Source organism: Nostoc sp. CENA543 (assembly GCF_002896875.1).
GTDB lineage: Bacteria > Cyanobacteriota > Cyanobacteriia > Cyanobacteriales > Nostocaceae > Trichormus.
On sequence record NZ_CP023278.1, the window covers coordinates 3,909,176 to 3,933,265 of the forward strand.

Consider the following 24,090-nt stretch of genomic DNA (forward strand, 5'->3'; position numbering starts at 1 on the left):
ATTTTTACTGACAAGCAATGCCAAACTATAACCTTACTTATCATCACGCACAGGTAAAGGTATCACCATAATCTCCATCAGCAAATCTAGGCGAGAGGGACGCGTCAAGAGCGGGACGAGGTTAGGTAAGCTGTAGTAGTCTCCAGCAAAGGTGAAAGTTTCTACAGGTGCTTGCTGTTCCTTGAGTTGAGTTTCTATCCAGTTGTAATAACTACCCACACGGACAATTACCACATTAGGCATTACCCCCAATTCTCGGCAGTAATTCTTGTATACTTCACCAAAATAAGGTCTAGCATTTTCACCTTCATCAGTCACTAGAATAATCTGGTCAACTACCTGCTTTTTCTGGCGCATGATTTCTAATGCACAACCGATACTAGTGCTACCACTTGCTCTAATATGTTGGAAAGCACGTTCCCAATCGGTCAACTCTTTACCCTGTGCAGTTATTGCGTAAGGAATAGTATCAAAAGCGTAAACAAATAGTTCTGCTTGGGTGATACCAGAGATGAGTGCAGCAAGTTGCTTACCGATCGCGATCGCATTATCCATAGAACCAGATTTATCCACCAGTAAGGCGGTTGGACGGGAAATTGTTCCCCGGCGTTTTACCTGTTCGTTGGTGACTTTCTCCAATTTAGCCACGGTGTCTGCGTCAAAATCGGCGGTATCTGCGGCCACTTGAGCTTTAAATGCGGCGACACGTCCACTTTTGGATGCTAAATCTAGCTTGGAATCAATCAACTTTTTCACCTCTGCATGATCCATTGCACCTCTATCTTTTAAAGATTTGAGGTTATTGATCACTTCCTGGGGAGTCATACTGTTAATTAACGCTACCAAGACAACTGGTGTAAGTTGCTTGATTGCACCGATCGCGATCGCATAGGGAAGATTAAATTCTACAATTAGCCTTGCTTGTTCTGCGGCATTTTCTGCCTTAGCTAACTGCTTCAACACATTCGCTAAAGAACCCTCCGGCGGAGTGTTGCGGAACAAAATCGCATTTGCACGTTCACTGGGCTTAATGTGTAGCGAAGCATACAGATGCTTCATCGCCTTACGACCCCGCAAAGCCGCGCGGTCAAATAAAGCCGGATTACTTTCCCGTGTCTTTAAGTAACGCTGTATCGCAGTGCGCGCCGAACGTGGCATTTTATTGCGTTGTTGCTTCATGAAATCAACCACACGCGCCACCTGATAAGGCGGAAACTCTTGCAGCATAACAAATCCCGCATCTCGGTGTGCAGTCAAATTGCTAGTCAGCAAATGTGCAATGAACACTTCCTTATGGTCACGGACATCACCATAATTTTGATACCAAACGGCTAAGTGTCCGTAGAAGATGGGGTCAAGTTCAACAATTAATTTATGTATCTCTGCAACCTGCTCAAGTTTGCGGTGAGGAGTTGTCAGCAAACTATTGAGCATTTCCAAGCGCAAATCACGTTCTGCGGTATTCATAAAACCCCTTTGTAGTATGTGAGGGGCAGATGTTGCACGCGGGGTAATCAAGTCACCGCGCAAGTTGTAGAAGCATGGTGTTTAACTGTTTCAGAGTTATGTAGGCTTCTGCGATTTGGGCGCGGCAACAACTGCCGATAAAATGGTGATTAAAACTGATGTATGAGAAATGAGAAAGATTGAAATATGGGATCTAGAACATCGGTTCAGTCATAAAAACCCCTACACCCCTAAACCCCCATACCCTTACACCTCTCGTTATTTGAGAGATGCGATCGCTCCTGTTTCCTCTAGTTGCTGCTTGAGAGTTACAGCCGCTTCTTGGTTAAGTCCCGACTGAACCACTTGAGGAAGGGAGTCCACAAAATCTTTTGCTTCTTTGAGTCCCAGTCCGGTGATTGTGCGGATGACTTTGAGTAAAGCAATCTTTTTCTCGGCTGGAACTGACAGCAACACAACATCAAACTCAGTCTGAATTTCTGCTTTTTCCTCATCCTCATTGCGTTTATCAATCCGAACTAATTGCGGTTTGGAAGTATCAACATTGAAGGTTGCTTCAATCTGCTTGACTAATTGAGTAGTTTCATCAAGAGTTAAAGATTTAATTTGTTCTAAAATTTCTAAAGTTTTTACAGACATAGCAACCTCCAATGAGTAGCCATTAAATATAGAGGATTGGTAATATGCAGGTGAGATTTAAAAGAGATAAGAGACTTTAATTTTTCCCCCTTCCCTAGTAGGGAAGGGGGTTAGGCTTTCAAGGGTAGGGGTTTAAGAAAGTGGCAGTTTAGCCAGTAAAATAAACTACGGTTATCAGCTCGCAAAAATCCGCAAGTCAGATAAGGCGAAGAATTGGGGGTGTGGGGAGAATGCTTTTAGGAAAAAGTGAAGAATTAAGGCAATGGACTAGAAAAGTCATAGAAAAGATGCCCCATCTATCCAAGTCGCAAGCAGTGATACTAGCAATGTGGAGTTTTGGGATAGTGATGACCCAATCGTGTGGACTGACAACAGTGTCAGTATTTTTAGCAGAGCTATTGGGGAAAAAAGAAAATACAGTACGTCAGCAACTTAGAGAATGGTTAAGAGACGGGGAAGATAAAACAAAAGCAAAAACAGGACGGGCAACACTAGATGTAACATTGTGTTTTAGACCATTGTTGTTATGGATTCTGAGCTTGTGGCCAGAATCGGAAAAACGTCTAGCATTAGCTGCGGATGCCACAACATTGAGTGATAGATTTACAGTGTTAGCGATTAGTGTTGTTTATCGAGGTTGCGGAATCCCGATTGCTTGGAAAATAGTGGAGGCAACTAAACCAGGAAGTTGGAAACCACACTGGCAAAAACTCTTTAACGACATCAGTGAGACTATACCAGCTGATTGGTTTGTCATAGTGACAACAGACCGTGGACTTTATGCTGACTGGCTATATCAACAAATTCAATCCCTCGGTTGGCATCCATTTATGCGAATTAACCAAATTGGACAGTTCAAACCACAAGGAATGGAATCTTGGCAACCCATAAATACTCTTGTCACAGAAGTTGGTCAGTCGTTCTCTGGTTTAGTTACTTGTTTCAAAACTAACTCTGTCAAATGTACTTTGTTAGCTCGTCATGACGAGGGTTATGCTGACCCTTGGTTAATTCTCACCGATTTACCACCGGAAATTGCGGATGCTTGCTGGTATACCATGCGCTGTTGGATTGAGTGTCTGTTTAAAGATGGTAAACGCGGCGGTTTTTGTTGGCATCGTACCAAGATTACTCACCCCAAACGCGCCGAGAGACATTGGTTAGCGATGGCTGTTGCTACTCTGTGGCAAGTTAGCGTTGGTGGAGAAGTTGATGCCAATCTACCCATTAGTAGTCTAGATGAGCTCCCACCCACTCATGTTGCTCGACGCAATTTCAAACATAGTGTTGTCCATCGTTGCTTGAGTTGTTTTCGCCGTGGATTTTTAGTCATTAAGGCTGCTGTTCTCAATCGAGAGCCATTACCTATCGGTAGCTTTTTCCCTCAGCCTTGGCCTAACTTGACTCCACAACTTCATGTCTTGAAAATCACTCTCTCTACTGCCTGATTTTTAAACCCCTACCCTTGAAAGAGGGGGTTAGGGGGTTAGGTTTCACCCATATAATCTGAAAAATCAGACTTCGTACAAGTTAAAAAAGCTGTTGATTCATACACAGGATTTGAACCTGTAATCACTCGCTTTCAAGTCAAGTGCCTTTTCCAATTAGGCTAGTATGTAAGCTTTTTCGGTTAGGGTACGAAGTGAAAACTTTACTTTTGAGAAATTTGATTTAAAATCAATCGAATTTCCTTTTTATTACACTGCTTTTTCTTGACAGCATAAATGCAGCGACCTTGATGAAATGTGGCGTGGGAAATATGAATGTAACCTTTAAGAACATCTTCCACGCACTGAGTTGGAGTTTGAGGAACATCCTCAAAAGTAATTAAATACCAAATATCATTGATTTTGTGGTATCGATGATAATCATCGATGATGATGACATCAATTTCTTCCTGCTGTCGTTTTTGAGGTTTATTCTCGACTGCACAAAGAATTCCTGTTTCGGGATGGACATAGAAACGCTGGCGGTAAGACCAATCTAATGAAATCTGATAACCTCTGTTAATAAGTGTTCCATAAAAATGACCATCAACAATTTCTACATGGGTTACAACGTAATCCCATAAATGACCGATAACGTGTTGTCCTGCCATTGTCTTGTGATCTAATTTTTGGCAGAGTTCACTGTAAACGTCATTCCAGGGTTGTCCTACTTTGGAACGTAAAAACCGACGCAGAGGGCCAAGGTGATCTGAAAGATATTTGGATTTCTTTCTAGCTTTAATTAGGTAAGGATTAAATAATCCATCCTCAGTTGCTTCTTCAGTAATTCTCTGTAATTCTTTTCTGAAGCCTTTCAACTTTTTACGGCTAATTTTCATCCCGCTACGGGGACGTTCAATCACAATTTCGCTCAAACGATGTTCGCTCATAACTTATGTTGTTTAAAAATAAACGTACAAATTGAGTTTTTAAGCTGCATAAGTTTGCGTACATCATTGAACTCACCTCCAGATATGTGATTAATTTCAGGTTAGGTATTAATACAATTTAAGTAATTGGAATTCCGCACAAGTTAGCAAAGCAGTTTTCACAATTGCCTTTACCATTTTGGCTACGCTCCCGTAAGTGGAAGCGGTAGGAATTGAACCTACATATCCGTTGCCGGATGGTGTGTATGCTTTACAAGTTGGGGTGCGGAATGAATTATTGAATGAATCCGTGTAAGTTTAAGAAGCTTTTTACAGCTACGGCTGCTCTTACCAAATTTTGGCAGTGGGCGCGCACGTTAAATCTGCGAGAGACTTAAAATCATGCTTCGCTAGTTCGATCGCTCGAATTTTACTACCTTAGAACCGTTATCAATGTGTATGTATGCTTCTTGTGTCGGGACACGGAAGACTCAGCGTGTTAACCGTAGACGGCTTCAGGACGGATAATCAAATCACCACTAGGACGGCGATCGATGACGTAACTTGAGAGGCGATCGCAATTCACATCCAAATGTTGCGCTACCCGTTCTTTTACCGCTACATCATTCATCCCTGGGGCAATTCCTACCTGTGTTTCTGTAACATCAATAGAACGTCCTTCAAATCGAATATGAACCATAACAATCACCTCTTTGTTTAATTACAAATTACTAATTAAAAAACCATAAAAATACTATGATTCAGTTCGTAGTAAGGACTTTAGTTCTTTTTTTGTTCGCGGAGCGTCTCGCAGAGAGAACTAAAGTTCTCACTACAAACCTTGAATTGCTTATACTACAAATGTAGTATTGACTCTACATAATGTCAAGAAGATCAAAAAGAAATTCTGCAAAACCCTACTAGTCAGTTCCTGCGATAAATTGCAACTTCAGATACATTAGTTAATGGACTGTAACAAACGGAGCGCGAAATGGCGGCAGAGTCGCAACCAAAACGAGTAGTAGTTGTAGGTGCTGGTTGGGCTGGGTTAGGTGCAACCTACCATTTAGCAAAACAAGGTTATGATGTGACGCTTCTGGAAGCTGGCCCTTATCCCGGTGGACTAGTAGCCGGTTGGCAAACGAACGCAGGTAAATCTGTAGAAGCAGGAATTCACGGTTTTTGGTATCCCTACAGAAATATTTTTGCCCTCATCAACGAGTTAAACATTAATCCCTTCACAACCTGGACACGTTCCGCCCAATATTCTCCTGTTGGTTTGGAAGTAGAATCACCAATTTTTCAAGACTTACCCAGGCTGCCGTCACCTTTCGGCACTTTGGTATATACAAAATTTGAACGTCTACCATTAATTGACCGTCTCAGTGCCTTACCTTTACTTTTTACTTTAGTTGATTTTGATAATTCCGATGCAGCTTGGCGACGTTATGACTATGTAACAGCGCGAGAATTATTTAAAACTTTTGGTGTGTCAGCACGACTGTATAAAGAAGCATTTGAACCAATGTTATTAGTCGGTTTATTTGCCCCTGGTGAACAATGTTCTGCCGCCGCTACATTGGGAATGTTGTATTATTTTATCTTGGCGCATCAATCTGATTTTGATGTGGTTTGGTGTCGCGGAACTGTGGGTGAAAAAATCTTCCGTCCGTGGGTAGAAAGAATAGAAAAAGCAGGTGCGAGAATATTACCAAAACACCGTGTAACTGACTTAATTATTGATAGTAATCATCAAGCTACTGGTGTAGTTTGTGGTGATCAAGTATTTGAAGCTGATGCGGTAATTTTCGCTGTGGGTGTGACTGGGATGAAAAAGATTGTCGCCAATAGCCCCAGCTTACAAAGTCACGCAGAGTTTCGTAATTTACATAACTTAGGGGCGATTGACGTATTAGCAACGCGCTTGTGGTTTGACAGGAAAATAGATATTCCCCGTGCTTCCAATGCTTGTTTTGGTTTTGATGACACCACAGGTTGGACATTCTTTGATTTGAATGCTTTACATGATGAATATAAACAGGAAGAAGGTACGGTAATTGAGGCTGATTTTTATCATGCCAATCAGTTTTTAAATTGGAGTGATGAGGAAATTGTAGCGACAGTGCAGCGATATTTATCTACTTGCGTACCAGGATTTAGAGCAGCGAAAGTCATAGACAGTAGTGTGATTCGTTTACCCCAGGCTGTGACTCATTTTGCCCCTGGTAGCTATCGTCATATGTTGCCAGCTCAGACAAAATTTAAAAATGTATTTATGAGTGGTGATTGGATTATTAACCGTCACGGTTCATGGTCACAGGAGAAAGCCTATGTAACAGGTTTAGAAGCAGCAAATTTAGTGATGTCTCATTTAAATTATGGTAAACCTGCTGACATTTTACCCATTGAGTCCGACGAGACACATATACAAATAGCGAGAAATATTAATCAAACAGTACGCAATTTTGGTAAATCTATACTGCCTAATTTTTGGTTGCCGTAAATAGTGTAATTTAAACTTCACTTAATTAGCTTATTCAGCCAATACAGTTCAGATAAGCATAATTTTTTCTGCTGTTCCCTTACCACCACAGAAGAACTTTCTTAGCTGAACCCTATTGGCTATTAAGCAGCTTGGCTAATTCTTTGTCGCAAAGGGATTTCAATCACAAATACTGTTTCCTGTCCAGGGATAGATTTACAGTACAAGCAACCGCCATGTCTTTCCACAACAATTTGGTAACTAATAGACAAACCTAATCCTGTACCTTTACCAATAGGTTTAGTTGTAAAAAACGGGTCAAATAACTTCGCCTTAACTTTTTCGTCGATCGCAGTACCATTATTGGCAATCTGTATGGACACCCACTCATCATTTATCATGTTGGTGCTAATGGTAATTTGACTGGGATGCTGCTGAATTTCTGTAAATGTTCGTTGTTGATTGTATTCATCTATCGCATCAATGGCATTGGCTAAAATATTCATAAAAACTTGGTTGAGTTGACCTGCATAGCATTCAACTAGTGGCAATTCACTATAGTTCTTAATTACCTCAATAGCTGGATGTTCCGGCTTAGGTTTTAGGCGGTGATTTAAAATTGTGAGTGTACTATCAATGCCATCATGGATATTGACCTCTTTCATATTGGCTTCATCTAAACGAGAGAAAATGCGAGTAGATTTGACAATTTCGCTAATTCTCTTAGCACCAAGATTCATAGATTTGATGAGCTTCAGTAAATCATGCTCAATAAATTCGATATCAATTTCATTTAATACTGCTTGAATACGCTCTGTAGGAGCAGGATATTCTTCTTGATAAAGATGGATTAAATTTAAAATCTCTTGAGTATATTCATGGGCATGGGCAAGATTACCGTAAATAAAATTTACAGGATTATTAATTTCGTGAGCAATGCCAGCAATCATCTGTCCTAAACTAGACATTTTCTCACTTTGAATGAGTTGTAGCTGCATTTGTTGTAAATCAGTATAGGCTTGACTGACTTCTGCTACCTTCTTCTCTAATAAAAGATTTTTCTGCTCTAGTTGGTTAGATAAATTGTGCAACTTTAAATGAAGTTTAACCCTTGATAATACCTCTTCTTGCTGAAAGGGTTTTGTAATATAGTCTACTGCACCAACTTCAAAGCCTTGAACTTTGTTTTTGGTATCCGATAGAGCCGTCATAAAGATGACTGGAATATTCTGTGTATCTGGATTCGATTTTAATTTTTGACAAGTTTCAAATCCATCCATTTCTGGCATCATCACATCTAATAAAATTAAATCTGGTAGAGCATATTTGACCCTTTCTAATGCTACAATGCCAGATTTTGCTACTAAAACTTCTAAACCTGATTGGTCAAGAGCATCGGATAAAACACCCAAATTAGCAGGATTATCATCAACAACTAAAACAGTTGGAGGTTGCACAACGGTAAAACTCATATTATTAATCCAGATTGATAGTTAAAGTTGATTTTGTAATATTTGGTAGCGTAAATTCTTACTGGGAAGATTGAATTAGAGATAATATTTCCTGGTCTTGAAAGTTCTTGGCTAATTGTTGTAATTTCTTGGCGAAGGGGATATATTTTTGATCAGTTTCTTCCAGTAAGACTGCTTGTTTGATGATGCCCTTGAAATTACCTTTCATTACTAACTCATATATGGTTGCTATTTCTGCTGCGGGTGGTGCGATTAATTCAAGGGTTTCTGTTGATTGATTGATGATCTCTGGCTGTTCGTAAATCCATTCTAGGTTGAGGTATTTTCGGATTTTTTGGAATAAATCAATAGCTTGTATGGGTTTGGGTAGGAAGTCATTTCCTCCTACTTCTAAACTTCGATGTTGATCGCTTTCAAATACGCTGGCTGATGAGACGATAATAATAATGTCTTTAAAGGCTTCTGACTGGCGAATACGCTGAATCAGTAAAAATCCATCTAGTTCTGGCATTAATAAATCCGTGATGACGAGATCAGGTTGAAATTCTAAGGTTTTTTGCCAACCGTCTTCTCCGTTAACTGCTTCTTTGATTTCAAAGCCGATGGGACTGAGTAAATTAGCTAGTACCGAGCGATTAGCCCATTTATCATCAACGATGAGAATCTTAGGTTGATAGCCTTTGATACCAATAATTTGTCCGTAATCATCGGTTTGTGAAGTTTTTACCCATTCCTCGGCTGTAGGTAATTCCACATCGAACCAAAAAATACTGCCAATACCTGCTGCACTTCGGACTTTAATCTCGCTACCCATAAATTCGACGATTTTTTGGCTAATTGCCAAGCCTAAGCCAGTACCTTCGGTTTGTCGGCGGTTGTCTCCGGCTTGCTCGAAGGGTTGAAAAATTGCTTGTAGTTTGTCTTGGGGAATACCAGTACCGGTGTCACGGACTTCAAAGCGAATTTTACTGGGACTGGCATAGCTAACGGTAAAATTAACACTACCTGTATCAGTAAATTTAGTGGCGTTACTCAGGAGGTTAATTAAGACTTGTCGCAGGCGTTTTTCATCGGCGGTGATACCGATGGGTAATTCTGAAGCGAATTGATAGTTAAATTGAATACCTTTGAGTTCAGCGCGGATGCGGCACATCTCGGCGACACTTTGGAGGAAGGCGGGAAAGTGGAAATCTGTCGGTAACAGTTCGACTTTACGCGCTTCGATTTTTGATAAATCGAGGATGTCATTGATGAGAGTTAATAGATGAGAACCACATTGATAGATAACATCAATGCGCGATCGCTCTTCTTCTTTGATGTGTTTAGACCGTTGTAAAATTTGGGCATAGCCGAGAATGCCATTTAAAGGTGTGCGTAATTCATGGCTCATGTTGGCTAAAAATTCGCTTTTAGCATGACTAGCGGCTTCGGCGGCTTCTTTGGCTTGAGCTAGTAGTATTTCAGATTTTTTGCGATCGTTAATATTTCTCGATATGCCAATCATCCCCAAAATGTTACCTTGGGCATCTCGCCAAGGACTTTTAGTGGTGAGGAATGTGCCTCTAATCTGACCATCATGGGAGATATGATCTTCCTCGAAGGTTTCTGTAATACCTTGGGTGATAATTTGCATATCTTTAGCCATAATTTTATCGGCGATTTCCTGCGGAAACAGTTCATAATCGGTTTTGCCGATAATCTCATCAATTGGTTTGCCGAAAAAACTAGCTAAATAGGAATTGATAGCAACATGACGACCGTCATTATCTTTAACTACGATAATGTCTGGTGTACTTTCTAATATTGATCGCAATAGGGTGTTACTTTCTCGCAAAGCATCTTCAGTTTGTTTCTGTTCTATTGCTGTTTGCTTGCGTTTAGTGATATTTTCACTAAACATCATGATGCCACCAATTTCTCCATTGGCTTGATGCCAAGGACGAAGCATCCACCTTATCCACTCTACAGTCCCATCGGCTCTGGGATAAGGATCTTCATCACATTGGAAAATTTCTCCGGCTAAACACCGTTGATGAATCTGCCGCCATTGCGGGGGGATGTCGGGAAACACTTCATAGTGAGAACGTCCAATAATCTCACTGGTTAGTTGATAGTCTTCTAACCATTGACGGCTTACATGAAGATAGCGCATCTGCTGATCAAATATGACCATTGCTACTGGAGCATATTCAATTGCCTGCTGCAAGTATGTTGTACTTGCATACTGAACCATATCAGGGTTCGTGCCAATCCACTGACTTTTGACATTGTATGGTTCTTCTTGTTGACAGAATTGCTGTGCTGTTTCACTCACATTTGGCTGTTCTTGCTGCCTGAATGGAAATTGTTGGCTCATGGTCAATTTTATTGAGTTTGGATGTGAACACTAATCTATGCAACTTGTTGAGTAATATTTTCCATACAGATATCTTGAACGAAGAGTGAAATGCACTAAAAAAAGATAATCAAAAAGAATATTTTTAATTATCTTTTATCTATTTAAACTCTGAAGTATTGAAGCTGAGATCCGGGCAAAAACGGAAATAATAGCTTAAATAGTATTTTTTGAACTCATAACATTTGATATATTGACAATTCTGGTTTGTCATATTACTAAAAAATTGGTAAATTTAAACACGTTAAATTTACCAACAAATATAAAAATTATTTAATATCTTGATGCAATTGCTAAAAATTAGATCAGTAGTTTTAGCAGAAGTTTGCCAGTGCTGTAAAACAGTCAGTATTTGTGGTGATGTCGCATAGCTTTATGGATTTTCTTCCACCGTTCTTTTTCGGCTAGCTGCGCCTGATGATCTTGTTTGCGTACCAAATAATTCAGTTCTTTTTGCAATTTTTGGTAACTAACAAGTCTAGAGGTATCTAGTGTTCCCTCGATCAATGCTTGCTGCACTGCACAACCTGGTTCATGCTGATGCTGACAATCACGAAAGCGACATTTTTTGGCTAAAGCCTCGATGTCTGCAAAAGTTGCTTGCAAACTGTCCTCACTTCCCCACATCTGAATTTCCCGCATTCCTGGTGTATCAATAATTAAGCCGCCAGTTGGTAGTAAAATCAATTCCCGATGTGTAGTTGTGTGTCTACCCCGGTCATCACCGCGCCGGACTGATTGCACAGTTTGCACTGTTTCGCCTTTAAGTTGGTTGGTGATGGTAGATTTCCCCACCCCGGAAGAACCTAATAACGCTACGGTTTGTCCTGGTTGTAGGTAAGGTTGTAAGGCGGATAATCCTTGGCTAGTGGTAGCACTTAATACAATAATAGGTACACCAAGGGCAACTGTTTCTACTTCGGATAGGTAATCATCCAAACAGTTGCATAAGTCTGCTTTGTTTAAGACGATAACTGGATTCGTGCCACTTTCCCAAGCCAAAATCAGATATCTTTCGATGCGTCTGGGGTTAAAGTCTCCGTCTAAACCTGAGACGAGAAAGACTGTATCTACATTAGTAGCAACGATTTGCTGGGCGGTTTTACTGCCGACTGTTTTGCGGGAAAACTGGCTTTTTCTTGGTAAAATCTCGTGGATAGTTGCTTGGGCTGCTGATTCTAGTGTTTGGATAACAACCCAATCCCCAACGGCGGGAAAATCTTCAGGTTGATGGGCGCGATGTCTGAATTTACCTGAAACTTCTGCTGTGAGTTCGCCTTGTTCACCATACAAAATGTAAGTGTTTTTATAGGCGATCGCCACCCTAGCAATATTAAATCCTTTTTCGCCATAGGGCGCAAAGCTGTGAGCAAAAAAGTCACTCCAGCCTAAATCTGTCAAATTCATGGATATTTCCTCGATGTGTGTTGCTTTTGACACACAAAGCTACACAAGAGGAATTAAGATTTATTCCTGCAAGATTGTGCTTTGTGTAGTTTGGGTAGAAATGGGGAGAGTAACCCGGACAGCAACAAACACAGTCATATTTTTTCTCCTTGGCATACTACAGGAAATAATCTACATTACTACATTAGCCCATTTCAGAAAAACTTTTACTAACTTCAGAGTTTTTAGTATAGTTGGCGGAAACTAAAGCTTTGATCTAATGTCCTAATGTTTGATCAATGACGCAAACCTGAGATGAGGTAGAACATGAAAAGAACGTTGGCTTTATTTTCCTTGGGTTTGGGAATAACGCTTTTCAACCCGTTACCAATTGCTGTCAGTCAGGTAACTCCCCAACCAGCAGCACCACCATCTCAGGTAACGCCTGCGTTAAAACTGGTGGATATTGGTACTTGTCAACCTGCGCGTACTTGTTTGGGTTGGGATGAACAATTGTTTTTCGGTCATGGCAGTTTAAAAAGCGATCGCCAATCTCTATTAAAATCAATTGACAATAGTTTGAGTTATTTAAATACACCAAAAGCGATCGCAGCTTATAATAATTACCCTATTAAAGAAATTACCCTCGACCGAGTACGCCGTAGTTTACAACGGTTTCGTCAGTTGGTAGCTACAGCCAAATCACCTGCACAACTGCAAGCATCTGTCAAGCGTGAGTTTGCATTTTATCAGTCAGTGGGTGATGATAATCAAGGCACAGTCAAGTTTACTGCTTACTACGCACCGATTTATCAAGCCAGTCGCACCCGCACAGCACAATACAAATATCCTATTTATCGCTTACCCGCAGATTTTGAACAATGGCCTAAACCCCATCCGACACGCCTGGAATTAGAAGGGGTAAACGGTTTATTAGGGAATAAAAGCCGATTAAACGGTTTAGAAATGTTTTGGTTACGCGATCGCTTTCAAGCATACATGATTCACATCCAAGGTTCAGCCAAACTTAACTTGACTGATGGAACTCAAACTAGTGTCGGCTTTGTACGCGGAACAGATTACCCTTGGACAAGTATTGGGAGATTGTTATTTCAAGATGGCAAACTCTCGAAAGAAGAATTAAATATGCCGGGAATTATCCGTTATTTTCAGAGAAACCCCAAATCAATGGATAATTATTTACCACGCTGGGAAAGGTTTATCTTTTTCAAAGAGACCAAAGGTGAACCAGCTACAGGTAGTATTAGTGTGCCGTTAGTACCAGAACGTTCCATTGCCACAGATAAATCTATTATGCCTCCCGGAGCATTAGCAGTAATTAATGCTACATTTCCCTATCCAGAACGGGGTAAGAAACTAGTGCAACGCCGAGTCAGCCGCTTTGTCTTAGATCAAGATACAGGTAGTGCTATCAAAGGCCCTGGGAGAGTTGATTATTTCTTAGGCTATGGTGATTTAGCAGGCGATCGCGCCGGTATTACAGTCACTACTGGTTCTATATATTACTTATTGTTGAAATAAATTAGGCGTTTGTTTGTAGAGGCAGAATTATTTTCTTGCCTCTCTCAAAAATGTTTCAAATTCTCGTACTGCTACACTAGAACCAACTTGCCAACCTAGTTCAATATAATGCGGGATTAGTCCTTGAACATCAAAATCAGGAAAATGATAACTTATGTCACTTTCCTGATAATTTTGTCCATCAAACTGATAGATTGATAAATTACTTTGACGATAAATCCAAAGTTCTTTAGGTGCGATCGCTTGATAATCTGTGGCTTTAGTTGTAGAAGTTAAATCAACTTCGATGACTAAATCGGGAGGTGGATCAATTTCCAAGTCAAGACGTTCTTTACCTAAAATGAGATGACGATTTTGAAGATAAAAACAATAATCTGGTTCTACTCCCTGTTGGTTAATACGTTTGAGAGTGATTGGTGTAAATGCTTCCCAATCTTTACCTTGATTTTTGAGTAAAGCCTTCACCAAGTCAGCTAACATATCAGCATTTTTACCATGACTTGGCAAAGGCGACATAATTCTGATTTCTTGAGTAGCACTATTATATTTAATCTTCAGTCCTGCATTATCTTGGCGACGAATAAGTAAGTTTTCATAATCATCCCAAGTTCTGAATCTGAGAATTAACTCATCTCCTGGAGCTAAGTCAATTATATTTTGGGTGATTGTGGGTAATGTCATCTCAAGATATTGATTGCTCACTTCACAATCATAGCGGAATAGATACTCAGATGACAGCAAACCATGTGTTTATTCGTCTTCTCAAAAAGAACGGTATAAACAGCCTGCATCATGTTCCAAAATGTGCGGTAACAGTAAGCACCATACTCCTACAACCTACTAAGGCAAGAATCGAGCTAAAATCATACCTAATTGAAGGCTGATAAGTCCTAAAAGGACACTACCGACTAAATAAATATTGGCGGCGATGAAATTTTGATTATGTAACAGACTAACAGTATCTAACGCATAAGTAGAAAAAGTAGTGTAAGCACCCAAAAAACCGACAGCAACTAATAACCGTATTTCGGGAGAAATGATTGCTATTTTGTCTACAGCGAATGTAAAGAAGAAACCCATCGCCAAACAGCCACTAATATTGATAAAAAATGTGCCGTAGGGGAAACCTACACCGAAGCGTTGAGCGAACCACAAGCTTAAATAGTAGCGACTTAAAGCACCTGCGATCGCACCTAAACTTACTGCTATAGGATTCCGTATTGAAGGTTGTTGTAATACTTCTGGCACTAGTGTTGGGGCAATAGTAATTAGTTGTAAACTATGCGCCAGTAAATTTTTAAAACCAAACCACATAATGCACCTAATTTGTGTGATTTTCTAATAAAATGACAGGTATTTGACTGGATTCTAATACTGCTTGCGAAACCGAACCAATTAATACTTTTTCCCAAGGTTGATGTCCGCGCTTGCCCATAATAATTGCTGTGGCTTGGTAGGTTTCAGCAATCTGAATTATGGTTTCTGGAATAGCACCATTCACCGTGATAAATTCATATCTAATATCAGATAATATTTTTTTAGCCTGTGCTTGTAATCTTTCCACAGATGGCGGGTTGGAAGTATTAACTACGTGTAAAACAATTGCTTCGCCATGACTGCGGCGTGCTAAATCTGCAACTTTAGTTAAAACTTCTGTAGCTAAACTAGATGTATCGACTGCGGCTAATAATAAAGTGCGTGTTGTAACCGTTACTTTTGTCGGATCAACTTCGCCTTTAGTTAATAATTTAGGTGCGAAAACAGCCGTACTCCAAGCACCCAAAGGCGCAGTAATTAAAATAGCAAGAGCTGCGATCGCTAAAATTATCTCACCTCCTGGGATACCCTGAGCTAGAGGAATTGCACCAATAGCCGCTTGTACTGTAGCTTTAGCTGAGTTCCCAGGTAGAAGAAACAATCTTTCATGCCAATTCCAATTACTCCCCAACGTTGAGAGATACCACCCAATCATGCGTCCAATCAATAAACCAATGACTAGAACTAGCACACCAGGTAATAACACTTTCTCTAATATCTGTAATTGAATACTCGCACCTAATAAAACAAACAAAAAAATCTCAGCAACTACCCATAAACTATCAAACCCACCCCGCAATCTTCTAGCTAAAGGTGCATCTAATTCAATTAAGAAAAATCCCATCGCCATTGTTGCTAAGTAACCAGAAAAGTAAGGTAATTTGTTAGCAATAATGACTAGAAATAAAGCCAAACTTGCAGCAATTATAGTGTCTTGGACAGCGTTTTGAGTCCAGTTTTGTTTTGTTAACACTAAAACTAGTAACCGGGCTGCTAAATAACCAAATAAAACTCCCAAAATGACTTGTAAAATTACCTGTATGGGGAGTAAGTAGGCGGTGTTGATAGTAAATCCCCCAAACAGTGTAATTTGCTCAACACCACCATCGCGTAAGAAATTTAGCAGTAAGCTAAACACCAGTAATAACAAAACATCAGATAAAGCACTCCCAGTTAAAATTGCATCGGGAATACCTTTAGTGACACCCAAACCCAAACTTTTGAGGCGCAGCATTCCTGGAACAATGACGGCTGGAGACTCAGCACCGATAATGCAGCCTAAAAGCAAACCTGTGGAAAAATTAAACTGAAATATTACCATAGCAGCAATTGCAATGGCGATCGCTTCACACATTGCAGGTAAAAATCCCAAACGTAACGCCACCGTTCCCTGTTCCGCCAGTTTTTCCCGATCTAATCCCAGCCCCGCTTTCATTAAAATAATCATCACAGCTACAGTTCTCAACTCATCAGATGCACCCAACACATCTGGAGTGATGAGATTAAAAACTGAAGGACTCAGAATAATACCTACTAAAATCATGCCAATTAAAGGCGGCGCACCTAAACGACGGGCAATTTGACCGACAAAAAAGCCCATCATTAAAATCCACAATATGCTAAATAACATCCAGTAACCTCCATAGCAGCGATTTGTAGATAAATGCTGACTACAGGAAATCTGGAGATAAATACAACAAACTCCTACTATCCTGCAATCAGCGAGGAAAGTAGGAGCCATCAGCTTTCCAGATAATATTTTCCGTCCTGGAATAGCGGTTTTGGCAAGCTCCATTGCCATTATTTAACTTTACGATACCTTAAATCGGGAAATACATCAATGATTTCATAGTCTCATAAGTAGAAAGACTTGAAAAAACCAAACTATGTTAAGTAGTAGTCCGCCACACAAATTGTGACAGGTTATAGATACCCGACTTTTTTAAAGAAGTCGGGTATCTGAACACCCGCAAGCTGTCAAAATCAATCGGGTGGAATAGTAGTATAAAAACATTAGGATTGAGTTCGTAGTAAGGACTTTAGTCCTTTTTTATTCGCGGAGCGTCTCGTAGAGAGAACTTTGGTTCTCTCTACAAATCTTTAATTATTTACCCTGTTACACTTAGTCGTTAAATTAAATTTTTCAATCCAAAATCCAAAATCCAAAATTGCCATGAGTGGGAAAACCGTACTCAGATGACAGGTTATCTGTACCCTACGGATGAGTCGGGCTAGATACAATCAGAGTGTGGCTTCAATAATGCTGTTTTTTAACACAACTACAAAACATCAGAACAGCATTAGCAGGAGATTAAAAATATGGGAAATCAATTTAAAACAGTTGCTTTACTTGCTGCTCTCAGTGGCTTGTTAATTGCTATTAGTTATTGGGTAATCGGTGGCACTGGTGGCTTAATAGTAGGTATTGGATTAGCCGCAGTCACTAACTTATTTTCTTGGTATCAATCAGATAAAATTGCCCTTGCAGTTTACCAAGCCCAACCTGTGAGCGAAAGTCAAGCACCAGGACTATATCGGATGGTGCAGAGATTATCGCAACGGGCTAATATTCCTATGCCTGGAGTGTATATTGTTCCTAGTCAAACTGCTAATGCTTTCGCTACAGGAAGAGATCCAGAACACGCAGCAGTAGCCGTTACCGAAGGTATTTTAAATATTTTGCCAGAAGATGAGTTAGAAGGGGTAATTGCTCACGAACTCACACATATTATTAACCGAGACACCTTAACCCAAGCCGTAGCTGCTACCGTTGCCGGTGCAATATCTTTCTTAGCGCAGATGTTAAGTTATAGTCTATGGTTTGGGGGTGTAGGTGGCAGAGATAACGAAAGAGGCGGTAATCCTTTAGGAGTCTTATTAACCGTTATTCTCGCCCCGATTGCAGCGACAATTATTCAATTAGCAATATCCCGCACAAGAGAGTTTTCTGCCGATGCTGGTGCTGCTAGATTAACAGGTAATCCCCGCGCCTTAGCTCGTGCATTGCAAAGATTAGAAGCCACCGCTAGGCAATTACCTCTAGACGCTAACCCCGCTTTTGAACCATTACTAATTATCAACCCCATCTCTGGACAATTCCTGGGTAATTTATTTTCCAGTCACCCCGCAACCGAAGCACGAGTTGAACAATTACTGAAAATAGAACAGCAAATTAGGGCATAGGGCATGGGGCATTGGAGACAAGGCAGACAAGGTAGAGGAGATGAGAAAAACCGTTCCCTGTTCTCTAATGACTAATGACTAATAACTAACAACAACAGAGAGGATGTTTCAACTATGACTTATGACAATCTTGAATCTGTAGAAATTGTGGAATCTACTATCGTGGTAGAAGTTAGCTCCCAAACTGACGAATTAGTAGAAACAGAAATGGCTGGTGAAACTGATGAAGTGAAACGCGAAACGAAAGCTTTAATTGAAGCGTTGAGAAGACGCGCTCAAGCAGAGGCAGAATCAGCAGGTAAACTTACTCGTGAAACTTATTTAAATGTGGTTCGGAAAGCACGGGAAGCAATTGAAGGTGAAAAAATTATGGAGCGTGATGGGCTACGCCTTACCGGAAGCGATCGCTTAGAATATTTCTGGGCAGTGTTTCAAGAAGAAACAGAAAGAAACTGGCATTTAATGATGAAAGAGTTTGTAGATTTTAATACACGTCTACAAAACGCAGTCAAAGCTGGATGGGAAGCCTTTAACGCACCTCGTCAGCGATAGGAGGCAGGGGGGCAGGGAGCAGGGGGCAAGCAGGAAGTGTGGGAGGTGTGGGAGGTGTGGGAGGATAGGGAAGAAATCTTTCCCCCCACACTCCCCACACTCCCCATCTTCCCAACCCCCAGTCCCAACAAAAAAACCCCCAGAGGGGGGTGTAGAATCTTAAGTTGTCCGCGTGGAGTGAACAACTATTAATTAATACCTACAGTAAATACAGTAATCCGAACAAAATAATCCAAATTACATCAACGAAGTGCCAATATATTTCCGCAGCCTCTACACCAAAGTGTTTTTCCTTACTGTAGTGACCAGGAGTGCGCGATCGCCACAACACAGCTAAGATGGCTAAAACGCCGATAGTAACGTGCAGTCCGTGAAATCCAGTCAACACATAAAATGCACTGGCAAATAGGTTAGTTGTTAAGCCAAATTCTAAATGTGTGTACTCGTAAACCTGTCCTACTAAGAAAATCGCACCCATTGCGGCGGTGATAGCCAGCCAAGTACGCATCCCTTTAGCATCATTCTTTTTGATGGCAGTGTCAGCATTGTGCATGACAAAGCTACTGGCAATCAGGTTAACAGTGTTAACTCCAGGTAATAAGAGTTCTAATTCTGGTGTCCCGGCTGGCGGCCACACAGGTATAGTTGAACGGAAAGCTAAATAAGCTCCGAACAACCCCATAAAAATCATCCCTTCAGCAATCAAGAACACAAAAATCCCAAATAGACGATGATCGGGATGTTCTTCATGATGACCAACTGTCTCTGCTGTATGGTGATGATTCAGTTCCGTTTTCGCTGGGTCAATTGTTTGACTTTGCATGAATGTTAAATAATAAATGGACTGGGGATTGGGGATTGGGGATTGGGGACTGGGGATTGGGGATTGGGGATTGGAGATTGGTAAAAAATTCTACCTTGTCTCCCCTGCTCCCTGCCCCCTGCCCCCCTGCCTCTTCCTAGGTTCTAGTCTCTATGTCAGACTCAATGCTGGGATATGGTTCATCAGCATCAGCTCTGAGTACAGGATTCTCTGATGGCGATACATTTGCTGGTGCGTGTGCGACACCATAGTCATAAGGGCCAGTGGTTAAGACTGGGAGTGTATCAAAATTCTCAATCGCTGGCGGTGAAGTGGTCATCCACTCTAAGGTTAGTCCTTTCCAGGGATTATTACCAGCTTTCTCTCCGTACAACCAACTCCAAATAGCGTTGATGATAAAGGGAAGTGTGGAAACAGCCAGAATATAAGAGCCGTAAGTACAGATTTCATTTAACAGGGCAAACTTGGGATCATACTGAGCCACACGGCGATTCATCCCCATCAGTCCTAATTTGTGCATGGGTAGGAATGTCATATTCAAACCCACAATTGTTAGAGCAAAATGCACTTTACCCCAAAAATCATTCATCATTCGTCCCGTCATTTTGGGAAACCAATGATAAATGGCGGCGAAAATTCCCAGAACGCTACCACCGAACAGGACATAGTGTAGGTGTGCGACTACAAAGTAAGTGTCGTGGACGTGGATATCAAAAGGCACGGCTGCCAACATCACACCACTAATCCCACCAATCACGAAAGTACCGACAAAACCCATTGCGAACAACATGGGGCTGTTGAACTGGATTTTGCCTCCCCACATCGTCGCTAACCAGCTGAAAATTTTAATCCCTGTAGGTACGGCGATAATCATGGTAGTAATCATGAAAAACATCCGCAACCAGCCAGGAATACCACTGGTAAACATATGGTGCGCCCAAACAATTAGCCCTAAGAAACTAATGGCTAAAGATGAGTAGGCGATCGCTTTATAACCGAAAATTGGTTTACGAGAATGGATCGGAATAATCTCGGAAATTGCCCCAAAGAACGGCAAAATCATGATGTACACTGCCGGGTGGGAGTAAAACCAGAACATATGCTGATAAACTACCGGATCACCACCACCAGTGGGATTAAAAAATGTCGTTCCTGCCAATAAATCAAAAGCTAGCAGAATCAAACCGGCGGCTAAAACTGGTGTAGACAGTAAAACCAACGCCGAAGTCGCCAGCATCGCCCAACAAAATAAGGGCATTTGATGGAAACCCATTGTGGGGATACGCATCTTGAGCAGGGTGACGAGAAAATTAATCGCCCCCAAAATTGACGACGTACCCAAAAGCAGGACACTCATAATCCAAATGCCCTCACCTACCTGTCCTGTTACCAAACTTAAGGGAGGGTAGGAAGTCCAACCTGCTTCGGCGGCATCTCCAATCACTAAACTGATAATTAGCAACAATCCGGCTGGAGGGATGAGCCAAAAAGCTACAGCATTCAGTCTAGGAAATGCCATATCTTTTGCGCCAATCATCAAGGGCAGCAAGAAGTTGGCAAATCCCGCCCCAGCAGGCACAATCCACAAGAAAATCATGATTGTGGCGTGCAGTGTAAACAGGCTGTTGTAAACTTCTGGACTGACAAAATCTACTTCTGGAGTTCGCAGTTCTGTACGCACCAAGTCAGCTAGAACGCCGCCAATGCAGTAAAAAATGAACGAAGTAACGAGATATTGCAGTCCAATGACCTTGTGATCGGTATTGAAGCTAAAGTAGTCTTGCCATTTTCTGATCCCTGGCTCGTCAATATGAGCAGGGATGTTGGCAGTTTCTTGTAACTGAGCTTGTGTCACGTCGCTTCGCTCCGAATTCAAAATTCAAAATTCAAAAATTGAGGATTAGGTTAAGTTTTTCCCCCTGCTCCCTGCTCCCTGCCCTCTGCCTACTTATGAATCTGATGTAACATTTCTGGGTGAATTCCCATCTCTTTGGTGTAGGGTGCGAGGAATTCATCGGGGGATACTGTGGCGGGATTCAGGGCGATCGCTTCTTTAAGCGTGTCATTACTCGCCGTTAACTGCTCTTGTATCCATTTATCAAAGTCTTCTTGTTTCTGTACTACCACCTGAGTTCTCATTGCACCGTGGTAGGGGCCACAAAGTTCTGCACAGATCAGAGCATAGTCACCTGCGGTTTTGGGTGTAAAGCGGAGTTCGCTTTGTCTACCGGGGATTGCGTCTTGTTTGAGGCGGAATTCAGGTACCCAAAAAGCATGGATGACATCATTTGCTGTCATGTTAATTCTGACTTCCCGCCCAATGGGAACGTGCAGTTCACCAGAGGTTACACCTGTTTCGGGGTAGGTAAAAATCCATGCGTATTGTAAACCTGTGACGTTAACTTCTAATTCGGGTGGTTTGCCTGCTTTTTCAGGACTCGCACCAAGACTAGGAGACACGCTACCTACACCCGGTGCTTCCCGTTTTTGGGGAATTTGATCAGCATTGCGGACTGCGGCTGTAGCAGGGTCTTGCATCGCCTCATCAGATTTTTGTTGGTTGAGGTTAGGCTCATTACTAGGTGGAGTATCGTTTAAAGTTGCCGCGAGAGCGGTTCCCGGCATCGCCATTGATTCTTGCATGATGGGGGCTTCATGGATGGCGTGGGGATCAAAACCACCGATGTCATTGTAAACTTCAAAACTATAGACAGAAATACCTATAACAATAATGGCGGGGATCGCTGTCCATAGTATTTCTAAAGGCACATTACCTTCAATTGGTGGGCCATCTTCATGATCACCAGCCCGCCGACGATATTTAATTGCACAGTAAATTAATACACCTTCAACAATTAAAAATATACCTGCTGAGACGGTCATCATCGTGTTGAACAAACCATCCACTAATACGGCTTCATCAGAGGCGGCTGTTGGCAACAAACCGTGATTTTGACCGTACCACAGGCTAACCAGGGTTAGCCCAATGCCAATTAATAATGTCCAGATGGAACTTGGAATTTTCACGGCTCACTTAAATGAATTAATTACGTGATCTTAAAGTAACTCACTTACTAAGGTAGTCTAGGCTATTAATTATTGACTCAACCGTTCTGAAATTTTTATTAATTTTTTCGACTACTTTACTATTCTTGAGTAAAAGAGACTTAGTGGATACTTACAAGCGTAGATAACAACAATTAGAAAAATTTAAGGAAAATTTTAGAAAAGAAAATTGTATGAAAATTAACCAATTCCTGACAACTTAAAAATACCTAAAGCTTCCGGCTATTAAGGGTAAAAGTGATTCAAATTATTAAATATAACGCCGAACATTAAACCCTAGTCCTTACGCTAGGGTGGAGATAGGTAAGTTATGAAAATTGCAAACTGTAAGCAGTTCTACCAAAGAGTGGGCAGAAGGTATTGTTCATGAGTGAATTTGTCCTAGAACAACAAAATGAAACAGCAACGGCAATCCAAAAGCCCAAGGAAATGATTCGTCGCTTAGTGTGGAGAATGGCTATAGCTACCCTAATTTTGATGGCTATAGGCAGTGCTACGCGGGTGATGAATGCGGGGCTAGCTTGTCCAGACTGGCCACTTTGCTATGGGGAACTAGTACCAGCTAAACAAATGAATCTCCAAGTCTTCTTGGAATGGTTTCACCGTCTAGATGCCAGTTTAATTGGCGTGAGTGCGATCGCCTTATGTGGTTTATCCTGGTGGCATCGTCGCGCCTTACCCAGTTGGCTACCTTGGGCGGGGACATTTGCTCTATTTCTCATCGTCTTCCAAGGGATTTTGGGCGGACTTACAGTCACAGAATTGTTACGATTTGATATCGTCACAGCCCACTTGGGAACAGCGTTACTGTTTTTCACTACCCTCTTAATTATTGGCATTGCCCTCACTCCCTACCAAGGAACAGGTAACGTCGGGAAACTGCCGTGGGTGGGTTTGACAGCCGCAATTTTTGTGTATGCACAAAGTCTTTTAGGTGCATTAGTTGGTTCTCGTTGGGCTTTACACCAGTGCTTTGGGGGTTCTCAACTTTGCGATGTGATGTACACCCATATTTTTGGACTAGTACCGCCCACCGTCGCCACCTTAGCAGTAGTGTTAATTTCCTGGCGGACACCAGCATTACACCCAGCTTTGCGAAGACTCGCGAATATGTCCGGTGTGCTGTTAGTCTTACAACTCGTCTTGGGGGTAGCCACTTTCCGATTACATCTGCAAGTCGAACCCTTGACAGTCTCTCACCAAGCAGTAGGCGCGACACTTTTGGGTTCTTTAGTAGCCTTTACAGTCCTTGCCCTGCGCGACTGGGCTGAAAATCGGGAAATCGAAGCCAAAATTTAAGGGGTGATAGGCGATAGGAAGTCAAAAGTCAAAAAGCAAAAGATGTTGTTTTTCATGACTTTTATCTTTCCCAATCCTCAGTCCCTCTATGTTGATAATGAACTGCTGAAA

At 41.4% G+C, this 24,090-nt stretch carries 19 protein-coding genes, 1 tRNA gene and 1 riboswitch; of the genes, 6 read left to right on the plus strand and 14 right to left on the minus strand.

Annotated elements, in window-relative coordinates; all coding sequences use genetic code 11:
* Window positions 1-33 precede the first annotated feature (33 nt).
* Both CLI64_RS16135 and rplL read right to left on the minus strand, forming a co-directional pair.
* Window positions 34-1,467 carry a vWA domain-containing protein gene (locus tag CLI64_RS16135; RefSeq protein ID WP_103138159.1) on the minus strand — a complete coding sequence of 478 codons (1,434 nt, stop codon included), beginning with the start codon at window positions 1,465-1,467 and terminating at the stop codon, window positions 34-36.
* 258 nt (window positions 1,468-1,725) lie between these two features.
* Window positions 1,726-2,106: a 50S ribosomal protein L7/L12 gene (rplL, locus tag CLI64_RS16140; RefSeq protein ID WP_103138160.1), complete on the minus strand. Its 381-nt coding sequence runs from the start codon at window positions 2,104-2,106 to the stop codon at window positions 1,726-1,728.
* A gap of 374 nt (window positions 2,107-2,480) precedes the next feature.
* Between rplL and CLI64_RS31265 the strand changes: the two genes are divergently transcribed.
* Entirely contained in the window at window positions 2,481-3,554 is a 1,074-nt protein-coding gene (locus CLI64_RS31265; protein WP_225977365.1) for a transposase, read from the plus strand.
* A 100-nt stretch (window positions 3,555-3,654) separates the two neighbouring features.
* Here CLI64_RS31265 and CLI64_RS16150 read toward each other — a convergent pair.
* The 3 genes from CLI64_RS16150 to CLI64_RS16160 form a co-directional block, all read right to left on the minus strand.
* Window positions 3,655-3,725, minus strand: a tRNA-Ser gene (locus tag CLI64_RS16150).
* Between the two features lie 32 nt (window positions 3,726-3,757).
* Window positions 3,758-4,483, minus strand: a complete 726-nt coding sequence (locus CLI64_RS16155) for a hypothetical protein (RefSeq protein WP_103138161.1) — start codon at window positions 4,481-4,483, stop codon at window positions 3,758-3,760.
* 478 nt (window positions 4,484-4,961) lie between these two features.
* Window positions 4,962-5,162, minus strand: coding sequence for a hypothetical protein (locus tag CLI64_RS16160; protein WP_103138162.1), 201 nt, complete (start codon window positions 5,160-5,162; stop codon window positions 4,962-4,964).
* A 291-nt stretch (window positions 5,163-5,453) separates the two neighbouring features.
* On the opposite strand from CLI64_RS16160, the gene CLI64_RS16165 reads away from it, so the two are divergent.
* A complete protein-coding gene (locus CLI64_RS16165) occupies window positions 5,454-6,965 on the plus strand; it encodes an FAD-dependent oxidoreductase (RefSeq protein WP_103138163.1) in 1,512 nt (503 codons plus the stop codon).
* A 122-nt stretch (window positions 6,966-7,087) separates the two neighbouring features.
* On the opposite strand, the gene CLI64_RS16170 is transcribed toward CLI64_RS16165, so the two are convergent.
* The 3 genes from CLI64_RS16170 to rsgA form a co-directional block, all read right to left on the minus strand.
* The gene (locus CLI64_RS16170) at window positions 7,088-8,416 is read right to left on the minus strand and encodes a response regulator (RefSeq protein WP_103138164.1); all 1,329 of its coding nucleotides are present in this window, start codon (window positions 8,414-8,416) and stop codon (window positions 7,088-7,090) included.
* A gap of 58 nt (window positions 8,417-8,474) precedes the next feature.
* Entirely contained in the window at window positions 8,475-10,772 is a 2,298-nt protein-coding gene (locus CLI64_RS16175) for a PAS domain-containing protein (RefSeq protein ID WP_103138165.1), read from the minus strand.
* Window positions 10,773-11,156: 384 nt separating this feature from the next.
* Window positions 11,157-12,218, minus strand: coding sequence for a ribosome small subunit-dependent GTPase A (rsgA, locus tag CLI64_RS16180; protein WP_103138166.1), 1,062 nt, complete (start codon window positions 12,216-12,218; stop codon window positions 11,157-11,159).
* A 306-nt stretch (window positions 12,219-12,524) separates the two neighbouring features.
* Here rsgA and CLI64_RS16190 point away from each other — a divergent pair, with 306 nt between their 5' ends.
* A complete protein-coding gene (locus CLI64_RS16190; protein WP_103138168.1) occupies window positions 12,525-13,739 on the plus strand; it encodes a murein transglycosylase A in 1,215 nt (404 codons plus the stop codon).
* A 27-nt stretch (window positions 13,740-13,766) separates the two neighbouring features.
* Here CLI64_RS16190 and CLI64_RS16195 read toward each other — a convergent pair whose 3' ends face one another.
* From CLI64_RS16195 to CLI64_RS16205, 3 genes are all read right to left on the minus strand, one after another.
* Window positions 13,767-14,420 carry a Uma2 family endonuclease gene (locus CLI64_RS16195; RefSeq protein ID WP_103138169.1) on the minus strand — a complete coding sequence of 218 codons (654 nt, stop codon included), beginning with the start codon at window positions 14,418-14,420 and terminating at the stop codon, window positions 13,767-13,769.
* A gap of 159 nt (window positions 14,421-14,579) precedes the next feature.
* A complete protein-coding gene (gene crcB / locus CLI64_RS16200; RefSeq protein WP_103138170.1) occupies window positions 14,580-15,053 on the minus strand; it encodes a fluoride efflux transporter CrcB in 474 nt (157 codons plus the stop codon).
* Between the two features lie 7 nt (window positions 15,054-15,060).
* On the minus strand, window positions 15,061-16,686 hold the full coding sequence (locus tag CLI64_RS16205; protein WP_103140759.1) for a sodium:proton antiporter: 1,626 nt from the start codon (window positions 16,684-16,686) through the stop codon (window positions 15,061-15,063).
* A 94-nt stretch (window positions 16,687-16,780) separates the two neighbouring features.
* Window positions 16,781-16,864, minus strand: a riboswitch (Fluoride riboswitch).
* 511 nt (window positions 16,865-17,375) lie between these two features.
* On the opposite strand from CLI64_RS16205, the gene CLI64_RS16210 reads away from it, so the two are divergent.
* Both CLI64_RS16210 and CLI64_RS16215 read left to right on the plus strand, forming a co-directional pair.
* The gene (locus tag CLI64_RS16210) at window positions 17,376-18,239 is read left to right on the plus strand and encodes a zinc metalloprotease HtpX (protein ID WP_103138171.1); all 864 of its coding nucleotides are present in this window, start codon (window positions 17,376-17,378) and stop codon (window positions 18,237-18,239) included.
* A 114-nt stretch (window positions 18,240-18,353) separates the two neighbouring features.
* Window positions 18,354-18,791, plus strand: a complete 438-nt coding sequence (locus tag CLI64_RS16215; RefSeq protein WP_103138172.1) for a hypothetical protein — start codon at window positions 18,354-18,356, stop codon at window positions 18,789-18,791.
* Window positions 18,792-18,990: 199 nt separating this feature from the next.
* Here the strand turns inward: CLI64_RS16215 and CLI64_RS16220 are convergent, their stop codons facing one another.
* The 3 genes from CLI64_RS16220 to CLI64_RS16235 form a co-directional block, all read right to left on the minus strand.
* Window positions 18,991-19,614, minus strand: coding sequence for a heme-copper oxidase subunit III (locus CLI64_RS16220; protein ID WP_103138173.1), 624 nt, complete (start codon window positions 19,612-19,614; stop codon window positions 18,991-18,993).
* A gap of 136 nt (window positions 19,615-19,750) precedes the next feature.
* Window positions 19,751-21,469 carry a cytochrome c oxidase subunit I gene (gene ctaD / locus CLI64_RS16230; RefSeq protein ID WP_103138175.1) on the minus strand — a complete coding sequence of 573 codons (1,719 nt, stop codon included), beginning with the start codon at window positions 21,467-21,469 and terminating at the stop codon, window positions 19,751-19,753.
* 89 nt (window positions 21,470-21,558) lie between these two features.
* On the minus strand, window positions 21,559-22,641 hold the full coding sequence (locus CLI64_RS16235; RefSeq protein WP_103138176.1) for a cytochrome c oxidase subunit II: 1,083 nt from the start codon (window positions 22,639-22,641) through the stop codon (window positions 21,559-21,561).
* Between the two features lie 405 nt (window positions 22,642-23,046).
* Here CLI64_RS16235 and CLI64_RS16240 point away from each other — a divergent pair, with 405 nt between their 5' ends.
* The gene (locus CLI64_RS16240) at window positions 23,047-23,979 is read left to right on the plus strand and encodes a heme A synthase (RefSeq protein ID WP_103138177.1); all 933 of its coding nucleotides are present in this window, start codon (window positions 23,047-23,049) and stop codon (window positions 23,977-23,979) included.
* Window positions 23,980-24,090: the final 111 nt, after the last annotated feature.

Bases quoted from the DNA above. Each gene is read 5' to 3' on its own strand.
- CLI64_RS16135 (WP_103138159.1), bottom strand. From the start codon at position 1,467: ATGAATACCGCAGAACGTGATTTGCGCTTGGAAATGCTCAATAGTTTG.
- rplL (WP_103138160.1), bottom strand. From the start codon at position 2,106: ATGTCTGTAAAAACTTTAGAAATTTTAGAACAAATTAAATCTTTAACT.
- CLI64_RS16155 (WP_103138161.1), bottom strand. From the start codon at position 4,483: ATGAGCGAACATCGTTTGAGCGAAATTGTGATTGAACGTCCCCGTAGC.
- CLI64_RS16160 (WP_103138162.1), bottom strand. From the start codon at position 5,162: ATGGTTCATATTCGATTTGAAGGACGTTCTATTGATGTTACAGAAACA.
- CLI64_RS16165 (WP_103138163.1), top strand. From the start codon at position 5,454: ATGGCGGCAGAGTCGCAACCAAAACGAGTAGTAGTTGTAGGTGCTGGT.
- CLI64_RS16170 (WP_103138164.1), bottom strand. From the start codon at position 8,416: ATGAGTTTTACCGTTGTGCAACCTCCAACTGTTTTAGTTGTTGATGAT.
- CLI64_RS16175 (WP_103138165.1), bottom strand. From the start codon at position 10,772: ATGAGCCAACAATTTCCATTCAGGCAGCAAGAACAGCCAAATGTGAGT.
- rsgA (WP_103138166.1), bottom strand. From the start codon at position 12,218: ATGAATTTGACAGATTTAGGCTGGAGTGACTTTTTTGCTCACAGCTTT.
- CLI64_RS16190 (WP_103138168.1), top strand. From the start codon at position 12,525: ATGAAAAGAACGTTGGCTTTATTTTCCTTGGGTTTGGGAATAACGCTT.
- CLI64_RS16195 (WP_103138169.1), bottom strand. From the start codon at position 14,420: ATGACATTACCCACAATCACCCAAAATATAATTGACTTAGCTCCAGGA.
- crcB (WP_103138170.1), bottom strand. From the start codon at position 15,053: ATGTGGTTTGGTTTTAAAAATTTACTGGCGCATAGTTTACAACTAATT.
- CLI64_RS16205 (WP_103140759.1), bottom strand. From the start codon at position 16,686: ATGTTATTTAGCATATTGTGGATTTTAATGATGGGCTTTTTTGTCGGT.
- CLI64_RS16210 (WP_103138171.1), top strand. From the start codon at position 17,376: ATGGGAAATCAATTTAAAACAGTTGCTTTACTTGCTGCTCTCAGTGGC.
- CLI64_RS16215 (WP_103138172.1), top strand. From the start codon at position 18,354: ATGACTTATGACAATCTTGAATCTGTAGAAATTGTGGAATCTACTATC.
- CLI64_RS16220 (WP_103138173.1), bottom strand. From the start codon at position 19,614: ATGCAAAGTCAAACAATTGACCCAGCGAAAACGGAACTGAATCATCAC.
- CLI64_RS16240 (WP_103138177.1), top strand. From the start codon at position 23,047: ATGAGTGAATTTGTCCTAGAACAACAAAATGAAACAGCAACGGCAATC.